Raw genomic sequence first — 25,852 nt, forward strand, 5'->3', positions numbered from 1 at the left:
ACGGCGGTGGCAACGAGAACCCCGGCAACCCCGGCGGTGGCAACGAGAACCCCGGCAACCCCGGCGGTGGCAACGAGAACCCCGGCAACCCCGGCGGTGGCAACGAGAACCCCGGCAACCCCGGCGGCGGTAACGAGAACCCCGGCAACCCCGGTGACGGTGACGACAGCCCGGGCAACGCCGGCGGCAACGGTGGCACCAAGGGCGGCGGCAACGGCGGCACCATCCCCAACGGCGGCGGCAACAACACCGTCCCGCAGGAGCAGGGCTCCTCGGCCCTGACCGAGACCGGCTCGGACAGCAACCCGTCCGCGCAGGGCAACGGCCAGGAGCTCGCCGAGACCGGTGCCGCGGAGACCACGTTCCTGCTGGTCGGCGCGGCCACGATGATCGCCGGCGGTATCGGCTTCCGGTTCCTGCCGCGCCTCATGGAGGGCCGCGGCGGCGCCGCTGCCTGAGCGTGGCGACCGGCGTACGCACCGTATGCGGCATCCGGTACGAGGCGTACGCGTGAGTGAATGACCAGGGGCCCGGAGCGGCAAGCTCCGGGCCCCTGCACGTCGTCCTCGGTGTGCGTCCTACACCGTCTGGTGGGCCAGCAGCGCCACCGCGGCGACCAGCACCACCAGCAGTGCGATCAGCGCCGTCGGGTTCAGCCCAGCGAAGAAGTTCTCCTGTTGCAGCCGCTCGCGGTTCGCACGGCACACGGGGCACCGGCCCTCGCTCACGGGCGCCGCGCAGTTCGCGCACACCAGCCGGTCGTACGTCATGCGCTCGCCCTCCTTGCACCGGTTCCACTCTGTCAACGCCCACGCGCGCGCGAACGTTCCCTCCCCACCATGCCAGGTTCGCCGGGACGGCGCGCGGGTCGCTCCACAAGTACGGGCCTTGTACCAACTCCGCGAGAATATGCCCCGTACAAAAACACACAACCCACACGTAACCATGACCGGCGACTGCGCGCCCGTACTCGGTTCGCGTATGGTCACGCTCATCTACCCCCGGCGACACGTGGTGCATCCGTGATCCGATTCGACAATGTCTCCAAGGTCTACCCCAAGCAGACCCGCCCCGCCCTCAGGGACGTCTCCCTGGAAGTGGAGAAGGGCGAGTTCGTGTTCCTCGTGGGGTCCTCCGGCTCCGGAAAGTCCACCTTCCTGCGGCTGATCCTCCGCGAGGAGCGGTGCAGCCACGGCCAGGTGCACGTCCTGGGCAAGGACCTCGCGCGCGTCTCCAACTGGAAGGTCCCGCAGATCCGGCGCCAGCTGGGCACGGTCTTCCAGGACTTCCGCCTCCTGCCCAACAAGACGGTCGCCGAGAACGTCGCCTTCGCTCAGGAGGTCATCGGCAAGTCCAAGGGCGAGATCCGCAAGTCCGTGCCGCAGGTGCTCGACCTCGTCGGGCTCGGCGGCAAGGAGGACCGCAGACCCGGCGAGCTGTCCGGTGGTGAGCAGCAGCGCGTCGCCATCGCGCGCGCCTTCGTCAACCGGCCCAAGCTGCTCATCTGTGACGAGCCCACCGGCAACCTCGACCCGCAGACCTCCGTCGGCATCATGAAGTTGCTCGACCGCATCAACCGGACGGGCACCACCGTGGTGATGGCGACCCACGACCAGAACATCGTGGACCAGATGCGCAAGCGCGTCATCGAGCTGGAGAAGGGCCGTCTCGTCCGAGACCAGGCGCGCGGCGTCTACGGCTACCAGCACTGACCAGTCCACGACGGAAAGGCTTGACCAGACGTCATGCGCGCCCAGTTCGTCCTGTCGGAGATCGGTGTCGGTCTTCGTCGCAATCTGACGATGACCTTCGCCGTCGTCGTGTCCGTCGCCCTGTCGCTCGCCCTGTTCGGCGGGTCGCTCCTGATGAGCGACCAGGTCAACAACATGAAGGGCTACTGGTACGACAAGATCAACGTCTCGATCTACCTCTGCAACAAGAGCAACGCCCAGGGTGACCCCAACTGCGCCAAGGGCGCGGTCACCGAGGACCAGAAGAAGACGATCCTCTCCGACCTGAACAAGATGTCGGTGGTGCAGAAGGTCACCTACGAGTCGCAGGACGAGGCGTACAAGCACTACAAGGAGCAGTTCGGCGACACCCCGCTGGCCAGCACCATCACGCCGGACCAGATGCAGGAGTCGTACCGGATCAAGCTGAAGAACCCGGAGCAGTACAAGGTCATCGCGAGCGCCTTCAACGGGCGTGACGGGGTGCAGTCCGTGCAGGACCAGAAGGGCATCCTGGACAACCTCTTCGGGCTGCTGAACGGCATGAACTGGGCTGCCCGCGCGGTGATGTCGCTGATGCTGGTCGTCGCGCTGATGCTGATCGTCAACACCGTGCGCGTCTCGGCGTTCAGTCGCAGGCGTGAGACCGGGATCATGCGCCTGGTGGGCGCCTCCGGCTTCTACATCCAGGCGCCGTTCATCATGGAGGCGGCGGTCGCCGGGCTGATCGGCGGCGGGGTCGCCTGCGGATTCCTGGTGACCGCGCGGTACTTCATCATCGACCACGGTCTCGCCCTGTCGGAGAAGCTGAATCTGATCAACTTCATCGGCTGGGACGCGGTGCTGACGAAGCTGCCGCTCATCCTCGCGACGAGTGTCCTGATGCCGGCGTTTGCCGCGTTCTTCGCGCTGCGCAAGTACCTGAAGGTGTGACGCACGCCAAAGAGGTCGTACGGTCGAGCAACCGTACGGCCTCGGGGCGTTGTCCTAGACTCACCGCCATGTCGGGCCGTGACCTGTTCCGTCAGCCCCGCCGCGGCCGCGGCGGGGCCGCCCTGACATTGGTCTTCGCGAGCGTGCTGGTGGCGGGCGCGGCGACAGGCTCGCTGCCCGGCCACGACGACGGCAAGTTCCAGGCGAGCGAGGCCGGTTCGGCCGTGCCCGTGGGCCGGCCCGAGGAAGTGACCCGGGCGGCGGCCGAGGCCATGGCCGTCGGCGAGTCCCCCATGCAGGCCGCCGCACGTGCCGTCAGCCGCAGCGGCGACCGCTGGGGCGCCGTCTACTCCCGGGGCGAGTACGAGGAGTTCCAGGAGGCCCTGGACGGCCAGTACACCGGCGTCGGACTGTCGACGCGGCGCCGGCGGGACGGCCGGGTCGAGGTGGCGAAGGTCCGCACGGGCTCGCCCGCGGCGGCCGCCGGTATCCGCCGGGGCGACCGGTTGCGCAGCGTCGACGGCGAGCCGACCGACGGGCTGCCGGTGACCGACGTGGTCGCGCTGCTGCGCGGAGACGCCGACGACGCGCCCGCCGGCACCGCCGTCACCCTCGGCCTGCAACGCGGCAAGCGTGCGTGGACCCAGACGCTGCGCCGGGCCCGCCTGTCGACGGACCCGGTCACGGTACGGCGGCCGACGGGCGGCGTGACCGTCATCAAGATCGCCGCGTTCACGAAGGGCGTGGGCGACAAGGTCCGCACCGCCGTACGCCACTCCCCGGCCGTCGGCGGGATCGTCCTCGACCTGCGCGGCAACTCCGGCGGCCTGGTCACCGAGGCCGTCACCACCGCCTCCGCCTTCCTCGACGGCGGCCTGGTCGCCACCTACGACGTCGACGGCGACCAGCGCGCCCTGCACGCCGGCTCCGGCGGGGACACCACCCGGCCCCTGGTCGTACTCGTCGACGGCGGCACGATGAGCGCGGCCGAACTGCTCACCGGCGCCCTCCAGGACCGCGGCCGCGCGGTCGTCGTGGGCTCGCGGACCTTCGGCAAGGGCTCGGTGCAGATGCCGAGCCGGCTGCCCGACGGCTCGGTCGCCGAACTCACGGTCGGGCACTACCGCACCCCCGGCGGGCACGCCGTGGACGGCCACGGCATCACCCCGGACCTGGACGCCGGGCAGGACGCGCTGCGACGCGCGCAGACGGTTCTGACGGGCCTGGGCGAGGCGTCCTAGTCCGGGCCGGGAACACCCTTTAATACGCTTCCCGCACACCCCCTCCGTAGTGCGAAAATGGGGGGCACTATGGCTAAGGAAAAAGGGCGCAAGCTGATCGCGCAGAACAAGAAGGCGCGGCACGACTACCTCATCATCGACACCTACGAGGCCGGTCTGGTGCTGATGGGGACCGAGGTGAAGTCGCTGCGTCAGGGGCGGGCGTCGCTGGTCGACGGGTTCGTGCAGCTCGACGGGCACGAGGCGTGGCTGCACAACGTGCACGTGCCCGAGTACAGCCAGGGCACCTGGACCAACCACAGCGCCCGCCGCAAGCGGAAGCTGCTGCTGCACCGGGAGGAGATCGACAAGCTGGAGTCGAAGTCCCAGGAGACGGGTCACACGATCATCCCCCTGGCGCTGTACTTCAAGGACGGCCGGGCCAAGGTCGAGATCGCGCTGGCGAAGGGCAAGAAGGAGTACGACAAGCGGCAGACGCTCCGCGAGAAGCAGGACCGCCGTGAGACGGACCGCGCGGTGGCGGCGGCGCGGCGCAGGCAGCGGGCGTAGCGGCAGGTCCGGGACACGGGGAATACGCTGGCACGGACCTGCGTTGGTCACGTACGATGACATCAGCACCGCGAAGCCGGTGCGGATCCCCTCTGCGGAGGGGCTTTGAAAAATCAACATGGGGATGATCGGTTTCGACAGCGGTTGTCGAGGCAGGGGAAGCGTGTCGAGGAAGCGGCCATGATCTCGTAAACCACAGGCCGAAAAAAATAATCGCCAACACCAAGCGCGATTCCTCCCAGCAGGCCTTCGCCCTCGCTGCCTGATCTCAGGTAGCAGAGCGAGCCTCCTACTAAAGGGAGTGTCAGCCCGGGGCTGTTCCCGACCCGGATCCTGGCATCAGCTAGGGGACTAAACCTTGATCCCGGTCACGGGGTGAAGAGGGAAACCAAACAGTGACTGAGCCCGTCGGAGACTTGTCCGCGTGATCTCCGGGGCTGAGAAAAGCGAAGCGGACTGCACACGGAGAAGCCCTGGTTCCGCACCGTTGGACGCGGGTTCGATTCCCGCCATCTCCACGATCGGGAGGCTCCCGAGCCTCCTTCACCCATGTGGGCAAGGCCCCGTCGCTTTCGAGCGGCGGGGCCTTTGTCTTGCGCGCAGCGTCACTCCAGAGGCAGGACGGCTGTCACGGAGAACTCTCGGTCCTCCGGGCCGGCGCGCAGGGTTCCGCCGAGTGCGACGACTCGGCCTCTGAGGCTGACGAGGCCGGTGCCGCGGCCGGGCGCCGGGGTGGAGGGCGGCGGCGATTCGGCGGCGACACCGTCGTTGCGGACGGTCAGCCGGACGTCGTCCGGGCCGGCGCGGAGTTCGATCTCGCAGAACGTGGCACGGCTGTGTTCCAGCAGGTTGCCCACCGACTCGTGGAGCACCGACCGCAGGCACTTCGCCACCGCGTCGTTCACCTCGAGACGCGGCGGCAGCGAGGCGTGAACCCCTAACCCGGAGATGGTCAGCAGTCGCTGCACATGGGCGAACTCGTCGGCCAGCGGGCGGGTCGCCTCTGGGCCACTGATGAGCCGCACGTCTTCCTGTGTCCGCCGGGCCAGCTCGATGACCTCGGTGAGTGCTGCCCGGGCGGATCCGGCGGGTGCGTGCGGCCGCAGGGCGCTCTCCGCCCGCACCACGATGGCCACCAGCGACGAGCCCACCAGATCGTGCAGGTCCTGGCGCATCCGCGCTTGGGCACGCTGCTCGGCGAGCCGGGCCGTCTGCCGCTTGCTGCCGTGCAACCGGGACGACAGCAGGGCGAGATGGACGACGGCGAAGACGGTGCTCGCCGTGATCCCGGTGCTGAGCAGAACCACCAGCGGGCCGCGGTTGCTTTCGATCACGCCCGTGTGGATGAGCAGCGGCCCGCTGGCGACGACCGCCAGGGTGACGGGAACGGAGTTGGCGGGAGGCAGAGTAAGCATCACGGCGCCGGCGAGGAAGCCGAGCAGAGTGAACCACCGGTGGTGGAAGACCACTAAAGGCACGTAGGTGAGCCCGGCCTGCACCAGCAGCAGACCCCACCTCCAGCGGTACGGCAGCCGGTAGGGCGGGGGCGCGTACTGGCCGAGCAGAACGGCGGGCGTCAGAACCAGCACGGTCAGGCCGGCAGCGACAGTGCGCCTGTTGAACGGCGAGGCGGCGATGTCGAGTGCCACCAGCCCGACCGAGCCCAACACCAGTACGGCCAGCGCACCGAAGGCGATCCGCGCTCCGGGTGGAGCCGTCGCGCCGCTCACTGTCCCACTCCGCATCCTTGATCCGCCCCTACCTTGATCATCTTCGGTCAATTATGAACCCGCCCCGGGTGGCACCGGGGCGGCTTGAGCCTGCCGTAGCGCTCTGACCTGCGTCTTCGTTTGCTTCACGAGATCTTCGCAACTTGTGAAGTCTTCACTTCTTCGGCTGCGGCATCCCTGCTTTGATCACGGCTGCCCCATGTCCACGACAACAAAGGGTTACTGAACGTGTCAGAGCGAATACGCCACACCGATGAGTGGGAGGGGTCGGCCGTCGCCTTGCGGAGGCGCAGACGGCTGCTGCCCCGGATCGCGGTCCTGACCGCGATGGTGCTTGCAGCGGAGACGGCGGTAGTGGTCGCCACCACCGGTCAGGCGGTGGCACTCAACCGGGAGAAGACCCAGCAGACGGCCGGTAAGAGTACACCCAAGGGCCCCGATACCGCCGCGGACATCCCCTCCGCGAAGGTCGCGGCCCGGTTGTACGGCAAGCGGGTCGAAGCGCTGTCCGAGCGTACCGAGACCTCGACGACCTGGGTGAACAAGGACGGCTCGCTCACCACGGAACTCAGCGCAGGGCCCGTTCGGTTCACGGACGAGGCGACGGGTCGGTGGCGTGAGGTCGACCTGGACCTGGTCCAGGGCGCTGACGGGTCGGTCGAGCCCAAGGCACACCCGGGCGGACTGCGCCTGTCCGGCAGGTTTGGGACCCCGGCGAAGTCACTGGAAGCCGCTCAGCAGGCCGAAGCCACCGACCTGGTGACCTTGGGCGAGGGCGATCAGCAGATCACCCTGCAGTGGAAGGGCGGGCTGCCGCAGCCGAAGCTGGACGGTACGCGGGCGGAGTACGTCAACGCCGTACCGGGCGCGGACGTGGTCGTGGAGGCCACCCGGACCGGCTTCGAGCAGTTCGTCGAGCTCAAGCAGCGCCCCGAGGCAGGTGAGTACTCCTACACGCTGCCGCTGAAGGCCAAGGGCCTGAAGGCGAAGCAACTGGCCGACGGCAGTGTGCTGTTCACCGACAAGAAGAACAAGAAGCGGGCTGTCATGCCCGCGCCAGTGATGTGGGACGCCGCCGTCGATGAGCGCTCCGGTGAGCACACCCGCAAGGCCAGGGTCGGCCTGAAGGTGGTCCAGAAGGGCGCCTCCGTCGACCTGGTGATCACCCCGGACGCCGACTTCCTCGCCGACCCGGACACCAAGTACCCGGTCACCATCGACCCGTCCACCTCCTCGCTGTCCAACGTCTTCGACACCTACGTACAACAGGGCGAGACCGTCGACTGGTCGGCCGACACCGAGCTGGACTGGGGCAACCCTGGCACGAAGAACGCCGACGGCACCCCGCGCACCGCGCAGACCTTCATCTCCTGGAACACCACACCCGTCCAGGACGCGCTGGTGCTGGACGCGAAGCTGTCGCTGTACAACTTCCACTCGGGCAACACCGACTGCAAGGCGTACCCGTGGGAGGTGTGGTCCTCCCCCGCCGCCTCGACCTCCAGCCGGTGGACCAACCGTCCGACGATGACGGCGAAGAAGGCCACCTCCACCGAGACCCGCGGCAACTCCTCGTGCACCAGCACCCAGCCCAAGGGCTGGATCAACGCCAATGTGACCACGCTGGTGCAGGAGTGGGCCTCGGCCAAGGCCACTCGCGGTCACATGGGCATCCGCGCCACGGACGAGTCGGTCGTGGCGCAGTGGAAGCGGGTCAACTCCGCCAACGCGGCCACGAACCCGCCGAAGCTGGTGGTGAACTACAACTACCGGCCGCGCACCGGCACCAAGCAGGAGGCCGGCCCGCCGTACTTCTCCTACAGCGGCGCCTACGTCGTCAACACCACCACGCCCACTCTGCGGGACACCTTCGTCGATCCCGACGGCGACAAGGTCAACGGGACCTTCCAGATCTACGACAACGCGACCAACACCCAGGTCGGCAGCCCCATCGTGTCGAAGTTCGTGGCATCGGGTCAGCCCGCCTCGGTGTCCGTCCCGGCCGGGCTGCTCGCGGACGGAAAGACGTACAAGTTCCGTACCAGCCCCTACGACGGCACGCATTACAACACCGAGTGGTCGGCGTGGAAGCTTTTCACGGTCGACACCAAGGCCCCCTCTGCCCCGACGAAGATCACCTCGACGGACTACCCCGTCGGTCAGTGGGTGAAGGGCGAGGGCCAGCCGGGCACGTTCACCGTGACCCCGCCCTCCGGCACCGATCACAACTGGCTCGAGTGGTCCCTCGACGGTGTCACCTGGACCAAGGTCACCACCGGCGGATCCAGCGCGAACAAGGCGATCTCCGTCACCCCGCCGAAGAACGGCAGCCACACGCTCCAGGCGCGGGCCGTCGACAAGGCGGACAACAAGTCCGAGGCGCTGGAATACCTCTTCCACGTGGGCTCGGGCGGTTTCGTCCAGCCGTCGGAGGGTGAGCGCACCGCCCGCCGTCTGCCGCTGGTCGCCGAGGCCGAGGCGGGCAAGTACAACGCGGTGTCCTTCTCCTGGCGGCGCTCCGAGGCGGACACCTGGGTGGAGATCCCCACCCGTCACGTGACCTCCGGCGGCAACCCGCTGACCGCCTGGCCCGTCCCGCTGACCAACGGCAAGAACGCCCCGCTGGTCTGGAACACCACCGACACGGTCAACCCGGACGGCACGATCCAGATCAAGGCCGACTTCACCGGCCCGTCCTCCGCCGCCAGCAGCACCGTTCCGCTGACCGTGGTCGTAGACCGCCACGCGGAAGGGGCGGCCACCACCGAGGTGGGCCCCGGCTCGCTCAACCTGCTGACCGGTAACTTCACGCTCTCCGAGACCGACGTGTCGATGTTCGACATGTCTGTGTCGCGCACGGCTGCCTCGCGCACTCCCAACCGTGGCGCGGCGCAGGAGGGCCAGGCCGCGATCTTCGGCAAGGAGTGGGTCGCCGGCACCGTCGCGGAGAGCACCGAGTCCGACTACAGCCACATCCGGCGCGTCTCCGACACCGCCGTCGACGTGGTGATGGAGGAGGGCGACGCCATCCACTTCACCGCGAACGCGGCGAAGAACGGCTGGATACCCGAGCCCGGCTCCGAGGACCTGACCCTCACGGGCAGCCTGACGGGGACCCTGACCCTCACCGACACCGAGGGCACGGTCACCACCTTCACCAAGCCCGATGCGGCGGCCACCACCTGGCAGGTCAGCAGCACCCTCTTTGACGGCCTGGCCAACACCACCACCAAGGTCGTCTCCGAGACCGTGACCGTCGACGGCAAGAAACTGGCCCGCCCCAAGCGGATCATCGCCCCGACCTCGGCGGCCACCACCGCGGCCTGCGAGACGTCCCCGGCGACCAAGGGCTGCAAGGTCCTGGAGTTCGTCTACGCGTCCACGACCACCGCCACCGGCACGCAGACCAACGACCAGTTCGGCGATTTCGCCGACCAGGTCAGCGAGGTCCGCGTCTGGGCCACCAGTCCCGGTGCGTCCGCCGCGACCGCCACCGCCGTGGTCAAGTACCGCTATGACTCCAACGGCAGTCTGCGCCAGCAGTGGGACCCGCGGCTCAGCCAGGCCTCGCAGACCCAGTACGCCTACTGGGGAGGCCGGGTGACCTGGATGCAGCAGCAGAGCCAGCTGCCCTACTCCTTCACCTACGGCAACGCGGGCGCGGGCACGGCTCCGGGCGACGGCATGCTGCTGAAGTCGTCCCGGCAGGCCCTGAAGCAGGGCACCGCGGACACGGTGGAGGGCAACGCGGTCACCAGTGTCGTCTACGGGGTGCCGCTCACCGGCACCAAGGCGCCGTACGGCATGGGCACCGCCGCCGTCGCCGCGTGGGGCCAGTTGGACGCCCCCACGGACGCCACCGCGGTGTTCCCCGCCGACTCGATACCGGCATCCCACGACGGCGTCGACCTCACGTCCGACGGCTACAAGCGTGCCATGGTGACGTATCTGAACGCCTCCGGCCGTACAGTCAACACCGCGAAGCCGGGCGGACACATCACCACCACCGAATACGACCGCTTCGGCAACACCGTCCGCGGACTCACCGCGGGCAACCGCGCGCTGGCGCTCGGAGCCACCGCAGAGGAGAAGGAGCAGCTCACCGACCTGGGCATCATCGGGCGCTCGGCGGCCGAGCGCGCTCACCTGCTGTCCACCACCTCGCTCTACGACGAGCGCGGACTGCGGGAGCTGGAGCAATTCGGTCCCCTCCGCCGGGTCGACCTGACTGAGGACCTCAAGGAAGGCAGCACCTTCCTGGTCGAGGCTGGAACCTCGGTCCCGGCCCGTTCATGGACCGTCAAGGAGTACGACGGGGGTCGCCCGACCGACGGCACGGCAACGGTCAAGGACCAGGTCACCGTCACCGTCACCGGCGCCCGGGTCCGCGACTACTACTCCGTCATGGGCGAGAAGCGGGTCGAGACCACCCAGTACGACTGGGTCAAGGGCCTGGCCAGGTACACCACCAAGGACGCGGGCGGTCTGAACCTCACCACCACGACGGGGTACGACTCCCAGGGCCGGGTCACCGATCAGGTGCTCCCGGGCGGGACGGGCAACGATGCCGCGACCCGTGTCACCGAGTACTGGTCGGCGACCGGCACCGGCTGGTGCAAGGGCCGTCCCGAGTGGGCGGACCAGTTGTGCTGGACCGGTCCCGCCGGTGACATCACCGGCGGCGGCTCGCAGCCGAACAAGCTGGTGAACACCACGACCGAATACGACCGCTGGGGCAACCCGGCCACCGTCACGGACGAGGTCGGCGGGGTGTACCGGACGACCACGAAGACCTATGACGCGGCCGGCCGTGAGATCAAGGCGACGGTTACCGGCGGGCTCGGGCAGGCGGTTCCCGAAACCACCACGGAGTACGACCCGGCCACCGGCGCGGTGACCAAGATGAGCTCGCCGACCGGCGGGACGATCACCAAGGCGTACGACAAGCTCGGCCGTCTGATCTCCTACACCGACGCCGACGGCGGTGTCACCAGGACCGAGTACGACCTGCTCGACCGCCCGGTCAAGGTCACCGACTCCGTCCCGTCCACCCTCACCTACACGTACGACCACGCGGCCGAACCACGTGGCCTGGCCACGAAGACCACCGACTCCGTCGCGGGCGCCTTCTCGGCCACGTACGACGCCGACGGGTCGGTGGACACCGAGAAGCTGCCCGGTGGCTACACCCTGACTGTCACCGAGGACCCCACCGGCTCCACCGCCTCACGGATCTACACCCGTGACAGCGACGGCACGACCGTCTACACCGACAGGGTCAGCGAGTCGGTCCACGGGCAGGTGACCAGCCATCAGGGCTGGTCGAGCCAGACCTACCGCTACGACCGCGCGGGCCGGCTGACCGGTGTCGACGACACGGTCGGCGAGGTCTGCACCCGACGCGCCTACACCTTCGACAAGCGCGCCAACCGCACCTCCCTCACCACGAGCACCGCCGAACTCAGCGCCGCCTGCGCCTCCACCGGAGGCGGTACCACCAACCACACCTACGACAGCGCCGACCGCCTCGTCGACGCCGGCTACACCTACGACGCGTTCGGCCGCACCACCGCGCTGCCGGGCAGCACGATCCGCTACTACGCCAACGACTTGGTCCACCAGCTGACTGCGAACGGCAAGCGCCAGACCTGGGAGCTCGACGCCGGGCTGCGCTTCCGCTCCTGGAAGGTGGAGACGGACAGCGGCGGCACCTGGACACAGACCGAATCGAAGCTCAACCACTACGACGGCGACGGCGACAACCCGCGCTGGATCGTGGAGGACACCGCCACGGGAACTCTGAGCCGCAACGTCACCGCCGCCTCCGGCAACCTCGCGGCCGTGACGTCGAAGACCGGCGACACAGTGCTCCAACTCTCGGCGATCCACGGCGATGTGGCACTCCAGCTCCCGCTGGACCAGGAGCAGGCGCCAGTGGCCCTGGACAGCGACGAGTACGGTAACCCGCGCGAGGGCCAGGCCCCGGCCCGCTACAACTGGCTGGGCGCCAAGCAGCGCTCCACCGAGACCCTCACGGGCCTCACGCTCATGGGCGTGCGTCTCTACAACCCCACCACCGGCCGCTTCCTGTCGGTGGACCCGGTGTACGGGGGCAACCTGAACGCCTACGAGTACGCTCATGCCGACCCGCTCAACCGATTCGACCTGGACGGAAAGGCCAGCTGGTGGAAGCGGGTGAAGCGTAGGGTCAAGCAACATCGCGTAGGGCTCGCCGGGTTCGCCGCAGGATTCGCTTGCACCGCCCTCATCGCAACCGTGGCTCTCGCCGCCGGTTGCGTCTTGGTTGCCGGCGCTGCAGCCGGAATGGCCGCCAAGTGGGCTGGGAACAGGCGATCGTCACGAAGTGCTCTCTTGCGAGCCGGGTATGCAGGCGGAAGCGCGGCAGGCTACGGAGCTTTCGGGGGCACAGCCGCTCGTGCCGCAGCACTTCGTTTTCACAAGTGGTGGAAGCCCACAGGAAAGAGGAGGCGCCGATAATGCCACCTAGCTAAACCTCAGCCGGGCCGGCCTGAAGTTGACCGGAGTCGGCCCGGCTGAGATCGCTTATTGTTCCGGCGATTTCCTGCTCCGGGCTGTGGCAGCTCGGAGCTCAGTCCCCGTGGGAAAAGGTTAAGGGAATGAATACATCGCAGCTGGTGCTTTTCTGGACTCAAGCAGCACTGGGGCTTGACAGTCTGCTGCTCGCACTCTTCCTTCCAGGCGTAGCGCGCAAGAGTCAGGTCCAGGGGTCCAGAGTTCTCTACCTTCTTTCCCTGACGCCTTGGGTGTCGCTACTCGCTCTTTGTGTCTATTTTCGCACCATATTCGACGCTTGGTGACAGGCTTGCCGCGTCGAGGGATGAGTGGAGGGGTGTTGGCGCGGGACGCAATATCGGGGAGGTCATGTGGTCTCCGCGATGATGCCCAGCCGCGTCCACGACCTGTCGCCGCACGCGAGCACGGCATAATTGATCGGTGATCGAAGTGTTGGTGGTCGAGGACCACGCTGTCGTGCGGTCCGGGCTGGTGGCGCTGCTTTCGGGGGAGTTGGGGGTACAGGTGGTCGGCCAGGCTGCCGATGGCGAGGGCGCGCTGGTCGAGACTGAGCGGCTGCGGCCCGATGTGGTTCTCCTTGACATCGACCTGCCTGCCTTGAATGGCATTTCCGTCGCCGCCGCGCTGACCGAACGGCTGCCCGAATGCCGCACCCTGATGCTCACGGCGCTGGACCGGCCCGGGCATCTGGGGCGTGCCATGAGCGCGGGAGCCTCCGGCTATCTCCTCAAGAGCGCGACCCCCGCCGAGACCGCGGACGCGATTCGCCGGGTCGCCGCGGGCGGGCGAGTGATCGACCCGCGGATGCGGGGCGGTCGGGTCGACCAGGCCAGCCCGCTGACCGAGCGGGAAACCGAGGTATTGCGGTTGGCGTCCTCGGGTGCGCATGCTCGCGAGATCGCCGCCGATCTCTTCCTGAGCCTGGGCACGGTCCGCAACCGGCTCTCGTCCGCTGTCGGCAAGCTCCACGCGCGCACCCTCGTCGACGCCGTCCGCATCGCCGAGCGCCACGGCTGGCTGTAGATACGTGAAGATCTCACTTCCCGGCTTCCGTGCCGCGTGATGAGGTCGAGACCGACCGGTCTGCGCGCGTTGCCCGAAGGGCGCGGCGTGGCAGACGTGCACGGGAGTCGGGAGCGACACGGTTTCGATGGCGGGGCGGCTGAGTACGGCAGGGCGAGCAAGGGCGGAGATGGTCGTGGTCCACGCCTTGGCCGTACTGGTGCACGGATCGGCCGTGGCAGGCGCGGTGCTGGGCGGGCCGTGGACGATAGTGTGGTTCCTGCCCGCCATGCTGGGTTCACTAGTGGCGATCTGGTGCGTCCGCCATGGGATCCGACTGGGGACGTCGGCGGGTGCGGCGGTCGAGGACGAGCAGCGCGAAACCGTTGCTGATCAGCAGTGAGCGAAGGCGATGAAGGTAAAACTGTCCGATCTGCTCATCCTCGCAGGCATCGTGGTCGCAGGGGCGGCTCTGGCCTCCCTGCTCGGTGACGGCTTTCTGAGCCAGGCCGTGGGGCTGCTGATCGTCGGCGGAGGCGGAGCCTACCTTGGCACCAGAATCAAGAACCGGAAGACGCCCAGAGGGTGACAGTCGCAGGCCCACACCCACAGGTAACGCATGCGTCGCTGTCCTACGGCGGTGGAGCCTGTAACTCGAACCACACCGTCTTGCCGATGCCGGTCTGGCGGTGTTCCGCGCCCCAGTCGTTCGCCAGTGTCTCCACCAGCGTCAGGCCCCGGCCCGACTCGTCCTCCGGTGATGCCTCCCGGGCCGTCGGCAGCGTGTCGTTCGCGTCCGTGACCGAGATGCGCAGGCGGCCCTCCTCGCTCAGTACGCAGCGCGCCCGGATCTCCCGGCCGGGCGCCTTCGCGTGGCGGTAGGCGTTCGTCATCAGCTCGCTGAGCAGGAGCACCGCCGTCTCCGTCACCTCGTCGGGCAGCTTCCACGACGTTGCCTGTTCGCGCAGGAGCACCCGGGCCCTGCCCACGCTCCGCGCGTCGCGGGCGAAGCGGAACTCGATGTCCTGGGGGAGCGCGGTGGGTGAGCGGTGCGGTGTCGGCATACGGGCTGGTTCCTTGCGTGTGATTCTCCGTCGTTCGGCGGGAAAATGCTGCTGGCCTGTGCCTAGCCTCGGAAGTAGCGGGTCGGGTGCGCAGCGTGGCTGTACACGGTGCGGCGGCGGGAGGCGGGAGGGCGCGTGGCTACGGGGGACTCCCAGCAGGCGCAGCAGAACTGGCGTTACTGCGGTGGGCAGATCAAGTTGTGGCGGGAGGAGGCCCAGGTCACCCGGCAGGCCCTGGCCGAAGAGGCCGGCTACGACTACGAGTACGTCAAGTCGATGGAGTGCGGGCGGCGTCGGCCAACGCTGAGGTTGTTGCAGGTCGCGGATCAACTATGCGGTGCACGAGGCAAGTTGTCGGCCGCGCACGAGTTCTTGAAACCCGAGCCGTTCCCCCAACGTACGCAGCAGTACGTGCTGGTGGAAACCGAGGCCATCACGGTCCAGTGGTACGAGCCCCTGTTGATTCCCGGCCTGCTCCAGACTCCGGAGTATGCGCGAGCGCTGATCAGCAGTAACTGCCCTCCCCTGGACGAGGAGACGGTGGACGAGCGGGTCACGGCACGGCTGAAGCGGCAGGAGAAGCTGACCAGCAAACCGCCCACGCACTTCAGCTTCGTGGTCCACGAGGCCGCGTTGCGCTCGGTCGTCGGCGGTCGGGACTTCATGCGCAACCAGTGCCAGCACCTGCTGGAGGTCGGCAAGCGGCGGCACCTGTCGATCCAGGTACTTCCGTTCTCCACCGCTCCCACGGCGGCGCTCAGTGGGCCGATGGTGCTGGTGGAGACCGCCGATCACGAGCGCTACGCCTTTGTCGACGGGCAGTCGACAGGTGCCCTTTACTCTGACGGAAACAAGCTCAGTACATTGACTCAGCGCTATGGCATGATCCGCATGCAGGCGCTTAGTGTTGAGGAGTCTGCCCAGTTCACCAGGAAGGTGGCGGAGGAGCTGTGAGCGACGAACTGTCATGGTTCAAGTCGAGTTATAGCGACTCCGAAGGCAGTGCCTGCGTCGAAGTCGCCACCTCCCCCCACACCATCCACATCCGTGACTCCAAACTCGGTGTCGACAGCCCGCGCTTCGCGGTGGACGCCGACGCCTGGTCAGAGTTCCTTGCGTACGCCGCCCACTGAGATCAGCAGCGCGACCGCCGCCGCCGTCACCGGGACCGTGTAACCCGCCGTCGCCGAGACGTGCTCGACCATCCAGCCGCCGGTCGCGCTGCCGCAGGCGATGCCGCCGAGCAGGCCGGTGACCGCGAGGGTCATGCCCTCGTTGAGGCGGCCCTCGGGGGAGCGTTGCTGGACCAGGGTCATGTTGGTCACCATGGTGGGCGCCGTGGCCGTACCGGCGACGAGCAGCGCGCCGGACAGCGCGAGCAGCGAACCGGTCAGCGCGGCGGCCAGCAGCGGCAGCGTCATGAGGGCCGTCATCGCCGCCACGCACCACGGCAGTCGCCGTCCGGCCGGGCCCGCCGGTCGCAGGGCCCCGTACACGAGCCCGGCCACGCACGAACCGGCCGCCTGGAGGCCGAGCGCCACGCCCGCCACCGACCGATGGCCCTGCTCGTCCGCGAACGCCACGGTGACGACCTCCATCGCGCCGAACACCGCGCCCATGGCGAGGCAGACGGCGAGCTGGGCCGGCATTCCGGGGGCGCGCAGGGGCGCCCGCGCGGGAGTACGGGGACTCGGCGGCGGCTCGGTCGAGCGCTGGGCGGCGAACACGAGGATGCCGGTCAGCAGGAGTACGGCGCCGACCAGCGTGCCGGCCTCCGGGAAGAACGTCCCGGTGAGGAAGGCCGCGAGGACCGGGCCGAGCATGAAGCACAGCTCGTCCGCGGCCTGTTCGAAGGAGTTGGCGGTGTGCAGGGCCTCGGGGTCGGACTTCAGCAGGTGCGCCCAGCGGGCGCGGGACATGCCGCCGGTGTTGGGGGTGGTCGCGGTGGCGGCATACGCGGCGAACAGAGTCCAGTCGGGGGCGTCGTAGCGCACGCAGAGCAGGAGGGCCACGCTGCCGAGGACCGCGCAGACGGTGGCGGGTACGGCGATCCGGGCCTGTCCGTACCGGTCCACCAGCCGGGCGATCCAGGGTGCGGTCACCGCGGTTGCCGCGAGGCCGGTGGCGGTGACGGCGCCGGCCAGCGCGTACGAGCCGCGCGTACCGGCGATCATGACGACCGCGCTCACGCCGAACATGCCCGACGGCAGCCGGGCTATCAGGTTCCCGGCGGTGAAGGCACGAGTGCCGGAGAGGGTGAACAGGCGGCGGTAGGGGGCGAGCAGGGAGGCACGGCCGTCCGAGGCGGTCGGAGCGGCGGTCGGGGCGGAGGCCGAGGTGGCGGACGGGGCAGGGGTTTTCGGCATGACGTCACCGTCGCCCCTGCGCTGACCTGCGGTCCAACACCTGATCGGGTGCGATTGACGCATCTGCGTTGTAAGTTCGGCCGGTGCCTGCCGAACCCCGACCGCCGTACCTCCCCGCCGAGGGGATCGCCCCCCGCCTGCTGTGCGCCTTCGTCGCCGTCGCCGAGGAACTGCACTTCACGCGCGCCGCCGCGCGGCTGTACGTCGCCCAGCAAGCCCTCAGCCGCGACATCCGGCGGCTGGAACGGGAGTTGGGCGCCGTGCTGTTCGTACGGACCACCCGTCAGGTCACGCTGACCGCCGAGGGCACCCGGCTGCTGCCGTACGCCCGCCGGGTGCTTCAGGCGCAGCGCGCGCTGCTCGACGCCTTCGGTAAGGGCGAGCCGGAGCGGCCGCTGCTCGTCGACGTCAACAGCCCGGGCCTGTTCGGGGAGCGGGTGCTGGACCGGGCGCGTTCCCGTGTCCCACACCTGGAACTGATGACCCGCTTCGAGAGCGGCCTGACCGGTGCCGCCGCCGAGATCCTGGCCGGCCGGCTCGACGCGTCGTTCGGACGGTTCGCCGGGCTCGATCCCGTGGTCCGGCAGGGGCTGCTGCACCAGCCCGTGCGGTACGAGCGGATGGCCGTCATCCTGCCCGAGGGGCACCGGCTCGCGCACCTGGAGCAGGTACCGCTCGACGCCCTGGCGGGGGAGACTGTGTACGCGGGCGCGGGCAATCCCCGCACGCCGGAGTGGACCGACCTCGCGCGTGACCTGTTCGAGGGGCGCGGCATCGGCATCGCACCGCCCGCTCCGCTCGCGATCGGCGTGGCCGAGTTCCGGCGGATCATGGCCAAGCACCGGAACCCGATTCTCGCCGTGGTCGACTTTCCGGCGATGCCCCAGACAGTTCTGCGGCCTCTCGTCGAACCTGTTCCGTTGTCGCCGGTGTCGCTGGTGTGGCGAAAAGGGCTGCTTCATCCAGGATTGGAGGCACTCAGGCGTTCTGCCGCCGAACTGGCGGACGAGGAAGGGTGGTTGCACAGACCGGTGGAGGGGTGGATTCCGGCCATGGACGCGCTCATGATGGGTGCACACATCTGAGACCGATCTCCATGGCATGGCCACATGCGATACATTCGGGGACCCGGGTGCACTGTGATAAGGGGGGCGCTCGGGCCGGGTGGGAGGTCCTGGCCCGACAACAGTACGTAGGCCCGGATTCGTAAGCCCACCTGGAAGTCATGCCCCTGGGGGGGAAGCACGTGCGCGTCGACAAATGGCCAGATCACGCCCAACCGAGCGGATCCGGATCGCTGTCCGGAGCGGGCCGCGAGACGGCCGGGGTCGTGGACCCGGGCGAGTCACCCATAACCGGTGACGCTCTCGACACGGAACCGGAATCAGGCCACCGCTCCGAAGCGGCATCGGAATCCGGTGACCGGGGCGCGTGGCCGGGTGCCGCCGGACGGACGGCCGCCTGGCCGACGGCCGGTCAGGGCGGTGCGCGCAGACGCCCGCAGGGAGCCGGCGGGGGCCGGGGCCCGGGTTCGGTGGAGGGCTCCTGGTTCGACAAGGGCCGCCCCACCGAAACGGCGGCCGCGGCGGAGACCCAGGTGGTGCCCGGGTCGGGGCCGAGGGCGGACACCTGGATGACGGCCGACCCGGAGGCCGCTGCCGAGACGCGGGTGTTGCCCGGATCGGCTGCTGCCGCTGAGACGCAGTTGCTGCCCGGACCCGCGGCCGCGGCGGAGACCCAGGTGCTGCCCGGAGCGTCGAGCGTCGCGGCACCCAGGGCGTCGGCGGGCGCGGGCAACGGCCCCGCCGGCACCGGCCCCCTGCGGGTGAAGGTCGAGGACCCCTGGGAGACCCACGACCCGCACGAGGTCACCGTGCAGCTCGACGCCGTGAGCCTGCGGCCGGGTGGCACCCTCGGGTCGGCCGGCCCCGCCGGCAAGGAGGCCGACCGGCCCGTCTTCGTCGACGAGTCCGGCCGCCGCAGCCGCCGCTTCCGCCGGCTCGGCATGGCCATCGGCCTCGCCTGCGCGGTCTACGCGGTCGTCATCGTCGTCACCCTCATGTCCGGCAACGCCGCCGCGCCCTGGGTCCCGGTCCCGGTCCCGGGCGCCGACGATCAGCCGGCGAGCAAGGTCAAGGAGTCCCCGCGGCCGTCGGATGCCACGAGCCCGTCCCCGGAAACCAGCGTTTCGCCCGAGGCCGCCACCGACCCCTCCGCCCCCACCGCCCCGAGCACCGATGTGAACCCGCCCGCGGGATCCACCGCCGTAACGGGAGCCCCCGTCGTGCCCGGCCGGACGCCCGCCGCGCCGAGCAACCCCGCACCCTCGGTGTCCAGCACGAAGAAGGCCACCCCGGACCGCAGCGTGCCGCCCGCCACCGGAGGCAACGGGTCGACCCCGGACCCGGGCCCGTCGTCGCCCGAGCCGGGCACGAGCGACCCCGGCCAGGGCCCGGACCCTTCCCCGCCCGGCAACTCCGGCGGCAGCGGCGTCACCACCAACAACAACGCCGGGGGAGCCCCCAAGACGAACCCCGTCGCCACCGGCCCGGCCGCCGACCGGCCCGGCGTCACACCCAACCACTCTCCGGAGAACGTCCTCTGATGGCCTCCCGCTCCGACCGTCGCCGCTCTTCCAGCGGCGACGGGCGATCCCAGCGTGCCCCGGCACACGTCAATCTGCGACGCCGCCGGCTGCCCATGCGCTGGGTACTCCCCGTCATGCTGCTGGTCGCCATGACCGCGATGCTGATGCTGCGCGGCTATGTGCACAGCGAGATCCTCGCCGACTACCGCATCAGGCCCGAGGCCGCCTACGACAAGGTGCCCGAGGAGATCCTCGAGGGCGGCCCGGTCATCGACACCCGCAGCGGCAAGGCCGCCAGCCTGAGCGTGCCCAAGCACCGGCTCGTCCTCACCTTCGACGACGGTCCCGACCCCGAGTGGACCCCCAAGGTGCTCGACGTGCTCAAGAAGCACAACGCGCACGGGGTGTTCTTCATCACCGGCACCATGGCCTCGCAGTACCCCGACCTGGTCAAGCGCATCGTGCGCGAGGGACACGAGATCGGGCTGCACACCTTCAACCACCCCGACCTGTCCTACAAGTCCCCCGGCGGCATCGACTGGCAGCTGTCCCAGAACCAGATGGCCCTGGAGGGCGCCGCCGGCATCCGCACGTCACTGTTCCGGCCGCCGTACTCGTCCTTCGCCGACGCGATGGACAACGCGTCCTGGCCGGTCACCAAGTACATCGGCTCCCGCGGCTACCTCACGGTCCTGAACAACACCGACAGTGAGGACTGGCAGAAGCCGGGTGTCGACGAGATCATCCGCAAGGCCTCCCCGAAGCACGGCGACGGCGCCATCGTCCTGATGCACGACTCGGGTGGCGACCGGAGCCAGACCGTCGAGGCGCTCGACAGGTTCCTGCCCGACCTCCAGGCCAAGGGCTACAAGTTCCAGAACCTCACCGAGGCCCTCGGCGCACCCAGCGCGCACACCCCGGTCACCGGTGCCGAGCTGTGGAAGGGCCGGGCCTGGATCTTCCTGGTCCAGGCTTCGGACAAACTCACTGGTGCGCTGGTCGTCGGCCTCGCCGTCATCGGCTCCCTCGTCCTCGCCCGCTTCGGCCTGATGCTGCTGCTCTCCGGGGCGCACGCCCGTCGGGTGCGCAAGAAGAACTTCCGCTGGGGCCCCGACGCGCCGATCACCCAGCCGGTGTCGGTCCTCGTCCCGGCGTACAACGAGGCCAAGTGCATCGAGAACACGGTGCGTTCGCTCGTGGCGAGCGACCATCCGATCGAAGTGCTCGTCATCGACGACGGTTCCAGCGACGGTACGGCTCGCATTGTCGAGAACCTGAACCTGCCGGGCGTGCGGGTCATCCGGCAGCTCAACGCGGGCAAGCCGGCCGCACTCAACCGGGGCCTGGCCAACGCCCGGTACGACATCATCGTGATGATGGACGGCGACACCGTGTTCGAGCCGTCCACGATCCGCGAGCTGGTGCAGCCCTTCGCCGACCCGAAGGTGGGCGCGGTTGCCGGTAACGCGAAGGTGGGGAACAAGGACCTGCTCATCGGGGCCTGGCAGCACATCGAGTACGTGATGGGCTTCAACCTCGACCGCCGCATGTACGACATGCTCGGCTGCATGCCGACGATCCCCGGAGCGGTGGGCGCCTTTCGGCGCAGCGCGCTGGAGCGGGTCGGTGGCATGAGCGAAGACACGCTCGCCGAGGACACCGATGTCACCATGGCGCTGCACCGCGACGGCTGGCGGGTGGTGTACGCGGAGAACGCCCGCGCCTGGACCGAGGCCCCGGAGTCCGTGCAGCAGTTGTGGTCCCAGCGCTACCGCTGGTCGTACGGCACCATGCAGGCGATCTGGAAGCACCGCCGGGCCGTCCTGGAGCGGGGCCCCTCGGGCCGTTTCGGCCGTGTCGGTCTTCCACTCGTCTCCCTGTTCATGGTGGTGGCGCCACTGCTCGCCCCCCTGATCGACGTCTTCCTGCTGTACGGATTGTTGTTCGGCCCTACGGAGAAGACCGTCGGTGCCTGGCTCGGCGTGCTCGCGGTGCAGGCGATCTGCGCCGCGTATGCCTTCCGGCTGGACCGTGAGCGGATGAGCCACCTCATCTCGCTGCCGCTCCAGCAGATCCTCTATCGGCAACTGATGTACGTCGTCCTGCTCCGGTCCTGGATGACGGCGCTCACCGGCGGTCGGCTGCGCTGGCAGAAACTGCGGCGCACGGGCGGAGTGTCCACGCCGCCGACCGGGTCGACCCAGCACCAGCCTGTAGTCGGCGGGAGGACGGTCTGATGTCGAATCCGCCGTTCCCTTCCCGGGCGACGCCTCCACAGTCGCCCTATCTTCCGCCGCATTTCCCGGCGCCGTCCATTCCGGCATCAACTACCCAGGAAGCCCCTCACGTGACCGCACCCACCCTGCCGCGGGGGGCGGACGACACCAACCCGTCGGCGCCGGCGGAGCAGCCCCGGCGCGTCCCCGTCCGCGACCGCTACTTCGACCTGCTACGCGCGGTGGCGCTCTTCCGCGTGGTCTTCTATCACCTGATGGGCTGGGCCTGGCTGCCCGTGGTCTTCCCGTCCATGGGAGTGATGTTCGCACTGGCGGGCAACCTCATGGCCCGCTCCCTCAAGCGCCCGCCCGTGCAGGTCATACGCAGCCGGATGCGCCGTCTGCTGCCGCCGTTGTGGCTGCTTGGCGCGATTGGCGTGAGCGGCATGGTTGTGCAGGGCTGGGGTCCGAACAGCGACGGGCACCCCGGCTGGTGGTGGTTCCACCTCGTGTACTGGATTGTTCCGCTGAGTGACCCGCCGTATGCCGATGGCTTGCACGGGGTCCATGGTGTCCTCGGCGACGACTGGGCGGCGGAACTCGCCGGACCACTGTGGTACATCCGTGCCTACCTTTGGTACGTCCTGCTGTCCCCGTTCCTTCTGAAGGCCCTGCGTTCGCTGCCGTTGGTGACCATTCTCTCGCCGATCGCCCTGGCGGCGGCGTTCGAGTTCAACTACCTCCACCTGCCTGGCGAGCGCTTCCCGTCCGCACTCACCGACTTCAGTACGTTCGGTGCCTGTTGGATCCTGGGCATGGCCCACCAGCAAGGCATTCTGCAACGCATCCCCCGCTACATGGTTCCGTCCGTGGCGCCGGCGATCGCATGCCTGGGCCTGTGGTACGCGCTGACGCACGGTTTCAAGGAGGGCCACGACCTGGATGACATTCCGTTCGCCCAGTCCCTGTGGTCCTTCGCGACAGTGCTGCTGCTTCTCCATGTCAGCCCGTCCTGGTCGGAGTGGCCCCGCTGGCTGCGCCCTTTCGACCGCCTCATCACACTGCTCAACTCCCGTGCGGTGACCATCTACCTCTGGCACAACATCTGCATCCTCATCGCCGCCACCATGTGGGACCAGCTGTGGCGTATCGACGTGATGGAGCTGCACTTCTCCTGGCTTCTGAGCAGTTCGTGGCCGGTCCTCGCCATCACCTGGCTGCTCATCGGCAGTTGCATCATCTGGTTCGGCTGGATGGAGGACGTGGCGGCAAAGCGCAAGCCCCAGTTGTGGCCGGACGGTTCGTCACGCAGCCGGCCCAAGACCCGGCACGGTGCGCACGCCGGATAGAGACGTCCGGGGCCGGCCTCTCGGTGAGAGACCGGCCCCGGCCTTCAGACCGGCGAGAACGTGCGACGGATCGTCACCGGCGGATCAGTCGGCTGGTGGAGCAGAGCAAGGCGATCGAGCCGCCGACGATCTTCGTGAAGATCCTTTGGGGTTGTGGTGGCGGAATCGTCGTGATCTATGGCTGAAAAGTGAGGATCGGGCATCTCTCGGCGGCGCCGGAATTAAAGAACTGAACGTTCACCGCCTTCTGGCCAACGCGCGTAGACGGGCGCATCATGGGGGTGCTTTGTGCGCACAACCCTCGCACTGAAATTGTCATGCACGCGTCATTACTCCGCTCCGACGTGTGCGTGCACGCCCATTCACGCGCGTCATTCAGCGACAAAGGGAGACGGCACGATGGCTTGCGGATCGACCAGCCTATGGGCCGGTGAAACGAGCTGGTTCTGTTGCGGATCCTCCTGGGGTCCGTGCGGCAGCGCAGGTGGCGGCGCCTGCGGCAACTGCCGGTCCAGCGCGAATCACGGCGCCTGGCCCAACGCGTCACAGGCATGCTGGAACATCACCCGGCCCGACCTGTGCGGCGAGAACATCCCCAGACGCGGCTGCGGTGCGGTGATGAACATCAGACACCAGTGCTCCGGCGCCACCGTCTGCATCACGATCACCGACTGCGGACCGCGCACCAAGGACTGGTGCGGCGAGGCCACCTGCTGCAACGGCGCCTGCCGCACCAACCGCGTTCTGGACCTGACCCCGGCCGCCTTCTCGGCGATCGGCAACCTCAGCTCCGGCAAGCTGCCGGTCTACATCTACGAGTGAGGGGGAGTTCGTCATGACGTACCGTCAGAAGGACGACGGCGGCCTGGGCCGGCGCCGCTTCCTCACCACGGCCGCGCTCAGCGGCGCCACCATCGTCGGCGCGTCCGCCCTCGGCGGCTTCGACGCCGACGCGGCCTTCGCCGCCGAGCCGTCGCTCGACCCGGCGATCCCCAAGTCGGCCTTCGTGGAGGGCCGGATCACCGGCATCACCGGCAGTGTCCTGGAGGTCGCGGGATCCTACGGCGACCACGCCCGGGTCCAGATGACCAACGTCACCAGCGTCTGGAAGGTCCGGCCCACCACCGCGGCCGAGATCGAGATCGGGGACGGGCTGTACGCGCGGGGCGTTCCGATGCCGGACGGCACCGTCGCCGCCGACGCGGTGTGGGTGAACATCGTGAACATCGACACCACGATCCGGGGCATCGCGAAGAACCGGGTGCACTTCTCCCACGGGCAGCACGAGATCGTCGGCCACGTCCGTCAGGACACGACGAACGCCTCCTACGCGGGTCGCGCGCTCACCTCGGACCTGTCCCGGCTGCGCATCGGACAGAGCGCCCAGGTGCTAGGGGCCTGGCGGCCGTCCGACAACTCGGTGGACGTCGTCCGTATCTCCGTCGGGCACTGACGGCCGGATCCGAGGAGGAGAAGGGGAGGGAAGGATGCTCTCACTGACAACGGGCCTCGTACCGCTGGTCCTTGCGGGTCTGCTGGGGTGGACCGGTGCGGTCAAGCTCTTCGACCGGGACACCGCGCGCCGGGCACCCAAGACGGCGCTGGCCCGGATGCTGCGCAGCAGCGAGCGGGCGGCGCTGGTGCTGCGCGGCACCGGCGCCGTGGAACTCCTGCTCGCCGCGGGGCTGCTGGCCGTACCGGCGAACCCGGTGCCGGGCGCGGCCACCGCCGTACTCGGGGCCGGGTTCCTCGGCTATCTCGGCTACGGCCGGTCGCTGGCACCGGAGTCGTCCTGCGGCTGTTCCGCCAACGAGAACACCCCGATCACCTGGCGGGCGTTCGCGCGCGCCGCACTGGTGCTCGTGGGCGGCGCGACGGCGGTGGTGGCACACGGGGTCTGGTGGGCCACGCTCACCGAGCGGCCCGGTGGCTCGCTCGTGTTCCTGGCCGTGGCGGTGGCCGTCCTGGTGGCGCTGTCGGTCGATCTCGACCGGTGGTGGCTGCTGCCGCTGCGCCGGCTGAGGCTGCGTGTCTTCGGGCATCCGCTCTTCGGCAGCGAGCCGGGGGACCGTGTGCCGGTCGCCGCCAGTGTCGAACTGCTGGAGAACTCCCTCGCCTGGCAGACCGCGTTCCCGGTGGTCCGGTCGGGTCTGCTGGACCACTGGGAGGAGGACGGCTGGCGGATCCTCCTGTACTCGGGGGTGTACGTCACGCGGGAGAACGCGCGGCCGGTCTCCGTGGTCTTCGCCCTGGACGCCACCGTCGGCCGCGACACCCCCGGCGATCCGGTGGTCCGCGTCAGCTTCATCGACGCGAACACCGGCGAACCACTGGCGGCGGACCTACTGAACGCGGTCCCACCCCGTAGGGCTCTGCCCACACTCGGCTGACGGCCAGGCCCCCCACGGCTCACCGTCCCTGCGCAAGCTCACGCAGGGACGGTGAGCCGTCCGCTTCGTGGTGTGGTCGCGGGTGATCCCGGTAGCGGGTCGGCTGTAGCCCAGTTGGTGAGGAAGCTGTGCGGGAGCGA

Annotated in this window: 21 protein-coding genes, 1 other RNA gene and 1 pseudogene; 19 read left to right on the plus strand and 4 right to left on the minus strand. The window is 69.0% G+C overall.

Annotated elements, in window-relative coordinates:
- Window positions 1-458, plus strand: a pseudogene (locus ABZ818_RS17015) (hypothetical protein); the annotation flags it as partial.
- A gap of 120 nt (window positions 459-578) precedes the next feature.
- Here ABZ818_RS17015 and ABZ818_RS17020 read toward each other — a convergent pair.
- Window positions 579-770 (minus strand): hypothetical protein, encoded by a 192-nt coding sequence (locus ABZ818_RS17020; protein WP_361414981.1) that lies wholly within the window; start codon window positions 768-770, stop codon window positions 579-581.
- A 252-nt stretch (window positions 771-1,022) separates the two neighbouring features.
- On the opposite strand from ABZ818_RS17020, the gene ftsE reads away from it, so the two are divergent.
- From ftsE to ssrA, 5 genes are all read left to right on the plus strand, one after another.
- Window positions 1,023-1,712, plus strand: a complete 690-nt coding sequence (ftsE, locus tag ABZ818_RS17025) for a cell division ATP-binding protein FtsE (protein WP_361414983.1) — start codon at window positions 1,023-1,025, stop codon at window positions 1,710-1,712.
- 33 nt (window positions 1,713-1,745) lie between these two features.
- A complete protein-coding gene (gene ftsX, locus ABZ818_RS17030) occupies window positions 1,746-2,663 on the plus strand; it encodes a permease-like cell division protein FtsX (RefSeq protein WP_361414985.1) in 918 nt (305 codons plus the stop codon).
- Between the two features lie 68 nt (window positions 2,664-2,731).
- On the plus strand, window positions 2,732-3,904 hold the full coding sequence (locus tag ABZ818_RS17035; RefSeq protein ID WP_361414987.1) for a S41 family peptidase: 1,173 nt from the start codon (window positions 2,732-2,734) through the stop codon (window positions 3,902-3,904).
- A gap of 69 nt (window positions 3,905-3,973) precedes the next feature.
- Window positions 3,974-4,453: an SsrA-binding protein SmpB gene (gene smpB / locus ABZ818_RS17040; RefSeq protein WP_361414989.1), complete on the plus strand. Its 480-nt coding sequence runs from the start codon at window positions 3,974-3,976 to the stop codon at window positions 4,451-4,453.
- A 120-nt stretch (window positions 4,454-4,573) separates the two neighbouring features.
- Window positions 4,574-4,974, plus strand: a transfer-messenger RNA (tmRNA) gene (ssrA, locus tag ABZ818_RS17045).
- 84 nt (window positions 4,975-5,058) lie between these two features.
- On the opposite strand, the gene ABZ818_RS17050 is transcribed toward ssrA, so the two are convergent.
- A complete protein-coding gene (locus tag ABZ818_RS17050) occupies window positions 5,059-6,183 on the minus strand; it encodes a histidine kinase (protein ID WP_361414991.1) in 1,125 nt (374 codons plus the stop codon).
- Window positions 6,184-6,510: 327 nt separating this feature from the next.
- On the opposite strand from ABZ818_RS17050, the gene ABZ818_RS17055 reads away from it, so the two are divergent.
- The 4 genes from ABZ818_RS17055 to ABZ818_RS17070 all read left to right on the plus strand — a co-directional run bounded on the left by ABZ818_RS17055 (window position 6,511) and on the right by ABZ818_RS17070 (window position 14,329).
- Window positions 6,511-12,681, plus strand: coding sequence for a DNRLRE domain-containing protein (locus ABZ818_RS17055; protein ID WP_361415145.1), 6,171 nt, complete (start codon window positions 6,511-6,513; stop codon window positions 12,679-12,681).
- Between the two features lie 477 nt (window positions 12,682-13,158).
- The gene (locus tag ABZ818_RS17060) at window positions 13,159-13,761 is read left to right on the plus strand and encodes a response regulator transcription factor (RefSeq protein ID WP_361414993.1); all 603 of its coding nucleotides are present in this window, start codon (window positions 13,159-13,161) and stop codon (window positions 13,759-13,761) included.
- A 175-nt stretch (window positions 13,762-13,936) separates the two neighbouring features.
- The gene (locus ABZ818_RS17065; protein ID WP_361414995.1) at window positions 13,937-14,143 is read left to right on the plus strand and encodes a hypothetical protein; all 207 of its coding nucleotides are present in this window, start codon (window positions 13,937-13,939) and stop codon (window positions 14,141-14,143) included.
- A gap of 9 nt (window positions 14,144-14,152) precedes the next feature.
- Window positions 14,153-14,329: a hypothetical protein gene (locus ABZ818_RS17070; RefSeq protein ID WP_361414997.1), complete on the plus strand. Its 177-nt coding sequence runs from the start codon at window positions 14,153-14,155 to the stop codon at window positions 14,327-14,329.
- A 43-nt stretch (window positions 14,330-14,372) separates the two neighbouring features.
- Here ABZ818_RS17070 and ABZ818_RS17075 read toward each other — a convergent pair whose 3' ends face one another.
- Window positions 14,373-14,804: an ATP-binding protein gene (locus ABZ818_RS17075; RefSeq protein WP_361414999.1), complete on the minus strand. Its 432-nt coding sequence runs from the start codon at window positions 14,802-14,804 to the stop codon at window positions 14,373-14,375.
- Window positions 14,805-14,939: 135 nt separating this feature from the next.
- Between ABZ818_RS17075 and ABZ818_RS17080 the strand changes: the two genes are divergently transcribed.
- A complete protein-coding gene (locus tag ABZ818_RS17080) occupies window positions 14,940-15,758 on the plus strand; it encodes a helix-turn-helix transcriptional regulator (protein WP_361415001.1) in 819 nt (272 codons plus the stop codon).
- Window positions 15,755-15,937: a DUF397 domain-containing protein gene (locus ABZ818_RS17085; protein WP_361415003.1), complete on the plus strand. Its 183-nt coding sequence runs from the start codon at window positions 15,755-15,757 to the stop codon at window positions 15,935-15,937. Before ABZ818_RS17080 ends, ABZ818_RS17085 begins: the two co-directional genes overlap by 4 nt.
- Here the strand turns inward: ABZ818_RS17085 and ABZ818_RS17090 are convergent.
- A complete protein-coding gene (locus ABZ818_RS17090; RefSeq protein WP_361415005.1) occupies window positions 15,908-17,170 on the minus strand; it encodes an MFS transporter in 1,263 nt (420 codons plus the stop codon). The genes ABZ818_RS17085 and ABZ818_RS17090 overlap by 30 nt on opposite strands.
- A gap of 83 nt (window positions 17,171-17,253) precedes the next feature.
- On the opposite strand from ABZ818_RS17090, the gene ABZ818_RS17095 reads away from it, so the two are divergent.
- From ABZ818_RS17095 to ABZ818_RS17125, 7 genes are all read left to right on the plus strand, one after another.
- A complete protein-coding gene (locus ABZ818_RS17095; protein ID WP_361415007.1) occupies window positions 17,254-18,255 on the plus strand; it encodes a LysR family transcriptional regulator in 1,002 nt (333 codons plus the stop codon).
- 449 nt (window positions 18,256-18,704) lie between these two features.
- A complete protein-coding gene (locus ABZ818_RS17100) occupies window positions 18,705-19,775 on the plus strand; it encodes a hypothetical protein (RefSeq protein ID WP_361415009.1) in 1,071 nt (356 codons plus the stop codon).
- Window positions 19,775-21,994: a glycosyltransferase gene (locus ABZ818_RS17105; RefSeq protein WP_361415011.1), complete on the plus strand. Its 2,220-nt coding sequence runs from the start codon at window positions 19,775-19,777 to the stop codon at window positions 21,992-21,994. Before ABZ818_RS17100 ends, ABZ818_RS17105 begins: the two co-directional genes overlap by 1 nt.
- Before the next feature lie 110 nt (window positions 21,995-22,104).
- Window positions 22,105-23,322 (plus strand): acyltransferase, encoded by a 1,218-nt coding sequence (locus tag ABZ818_RS17110; RefSeq protein WP_361415013.1) that lies wholly within the window; start codon window positions 22,105-22,107, stop codon window positions 23,320-23,322.
- Window positions 23,323-23,940: 618 nt separating this feature from the next.
- Window positions 23,941-24,144 carry an RlpA-like double-psi beta-barrel domain-containing protein gene (locus ABZ818_RS17115; RefSeq protein WP_324838204.1) on the plus strand — a complete coding sequence of 68 codons (204 nt, stop codon included), beginning with the start codon at window positions 23,941-23,943 and terminating at the stop codon, window positions 24,142-24,144.
- Between the two features lie 13 nt (window positions 24,145-24,157).
- The gene (locus ABZ818_RS17120) at window positions 24,158-24,775 is read left to right on the plus strand and encodes a cell wall protein (RefSeq protein ID WP_361415016.1); all 618 of its coding nucleotides are present in this window, start codon (window positions 24,158-24,160) and stop codon (window positions 24,773-24,775) included.
- A gap of 34 nt (window positions 24,776-24,809) precedes the next feature.
- Window positions 24,810-25,712 (plus strand): MauE/DoxX family redox-associated membrane protein, encoded by a 903-nt coding sequence (locus tag ABZ818_RS17125; protein ID WP_361415018.1) that lies wholly within the window; start codon window positions 24,810-24,812, stop codon window positions 25,710-25,712.
- The last annotated feature ends 140 nt before the right edge of the window (window positions 25,713-25,852 follow it).

The organism is Streptomyces sp. NPDC047453, assembly GCF_040643155.1.
Classification (GTDB): domain Bacteria; phylum Actinomycetota; class Actinomycetes; order Streptomycetales; family Streptomycetaceae; genus Streptomyces.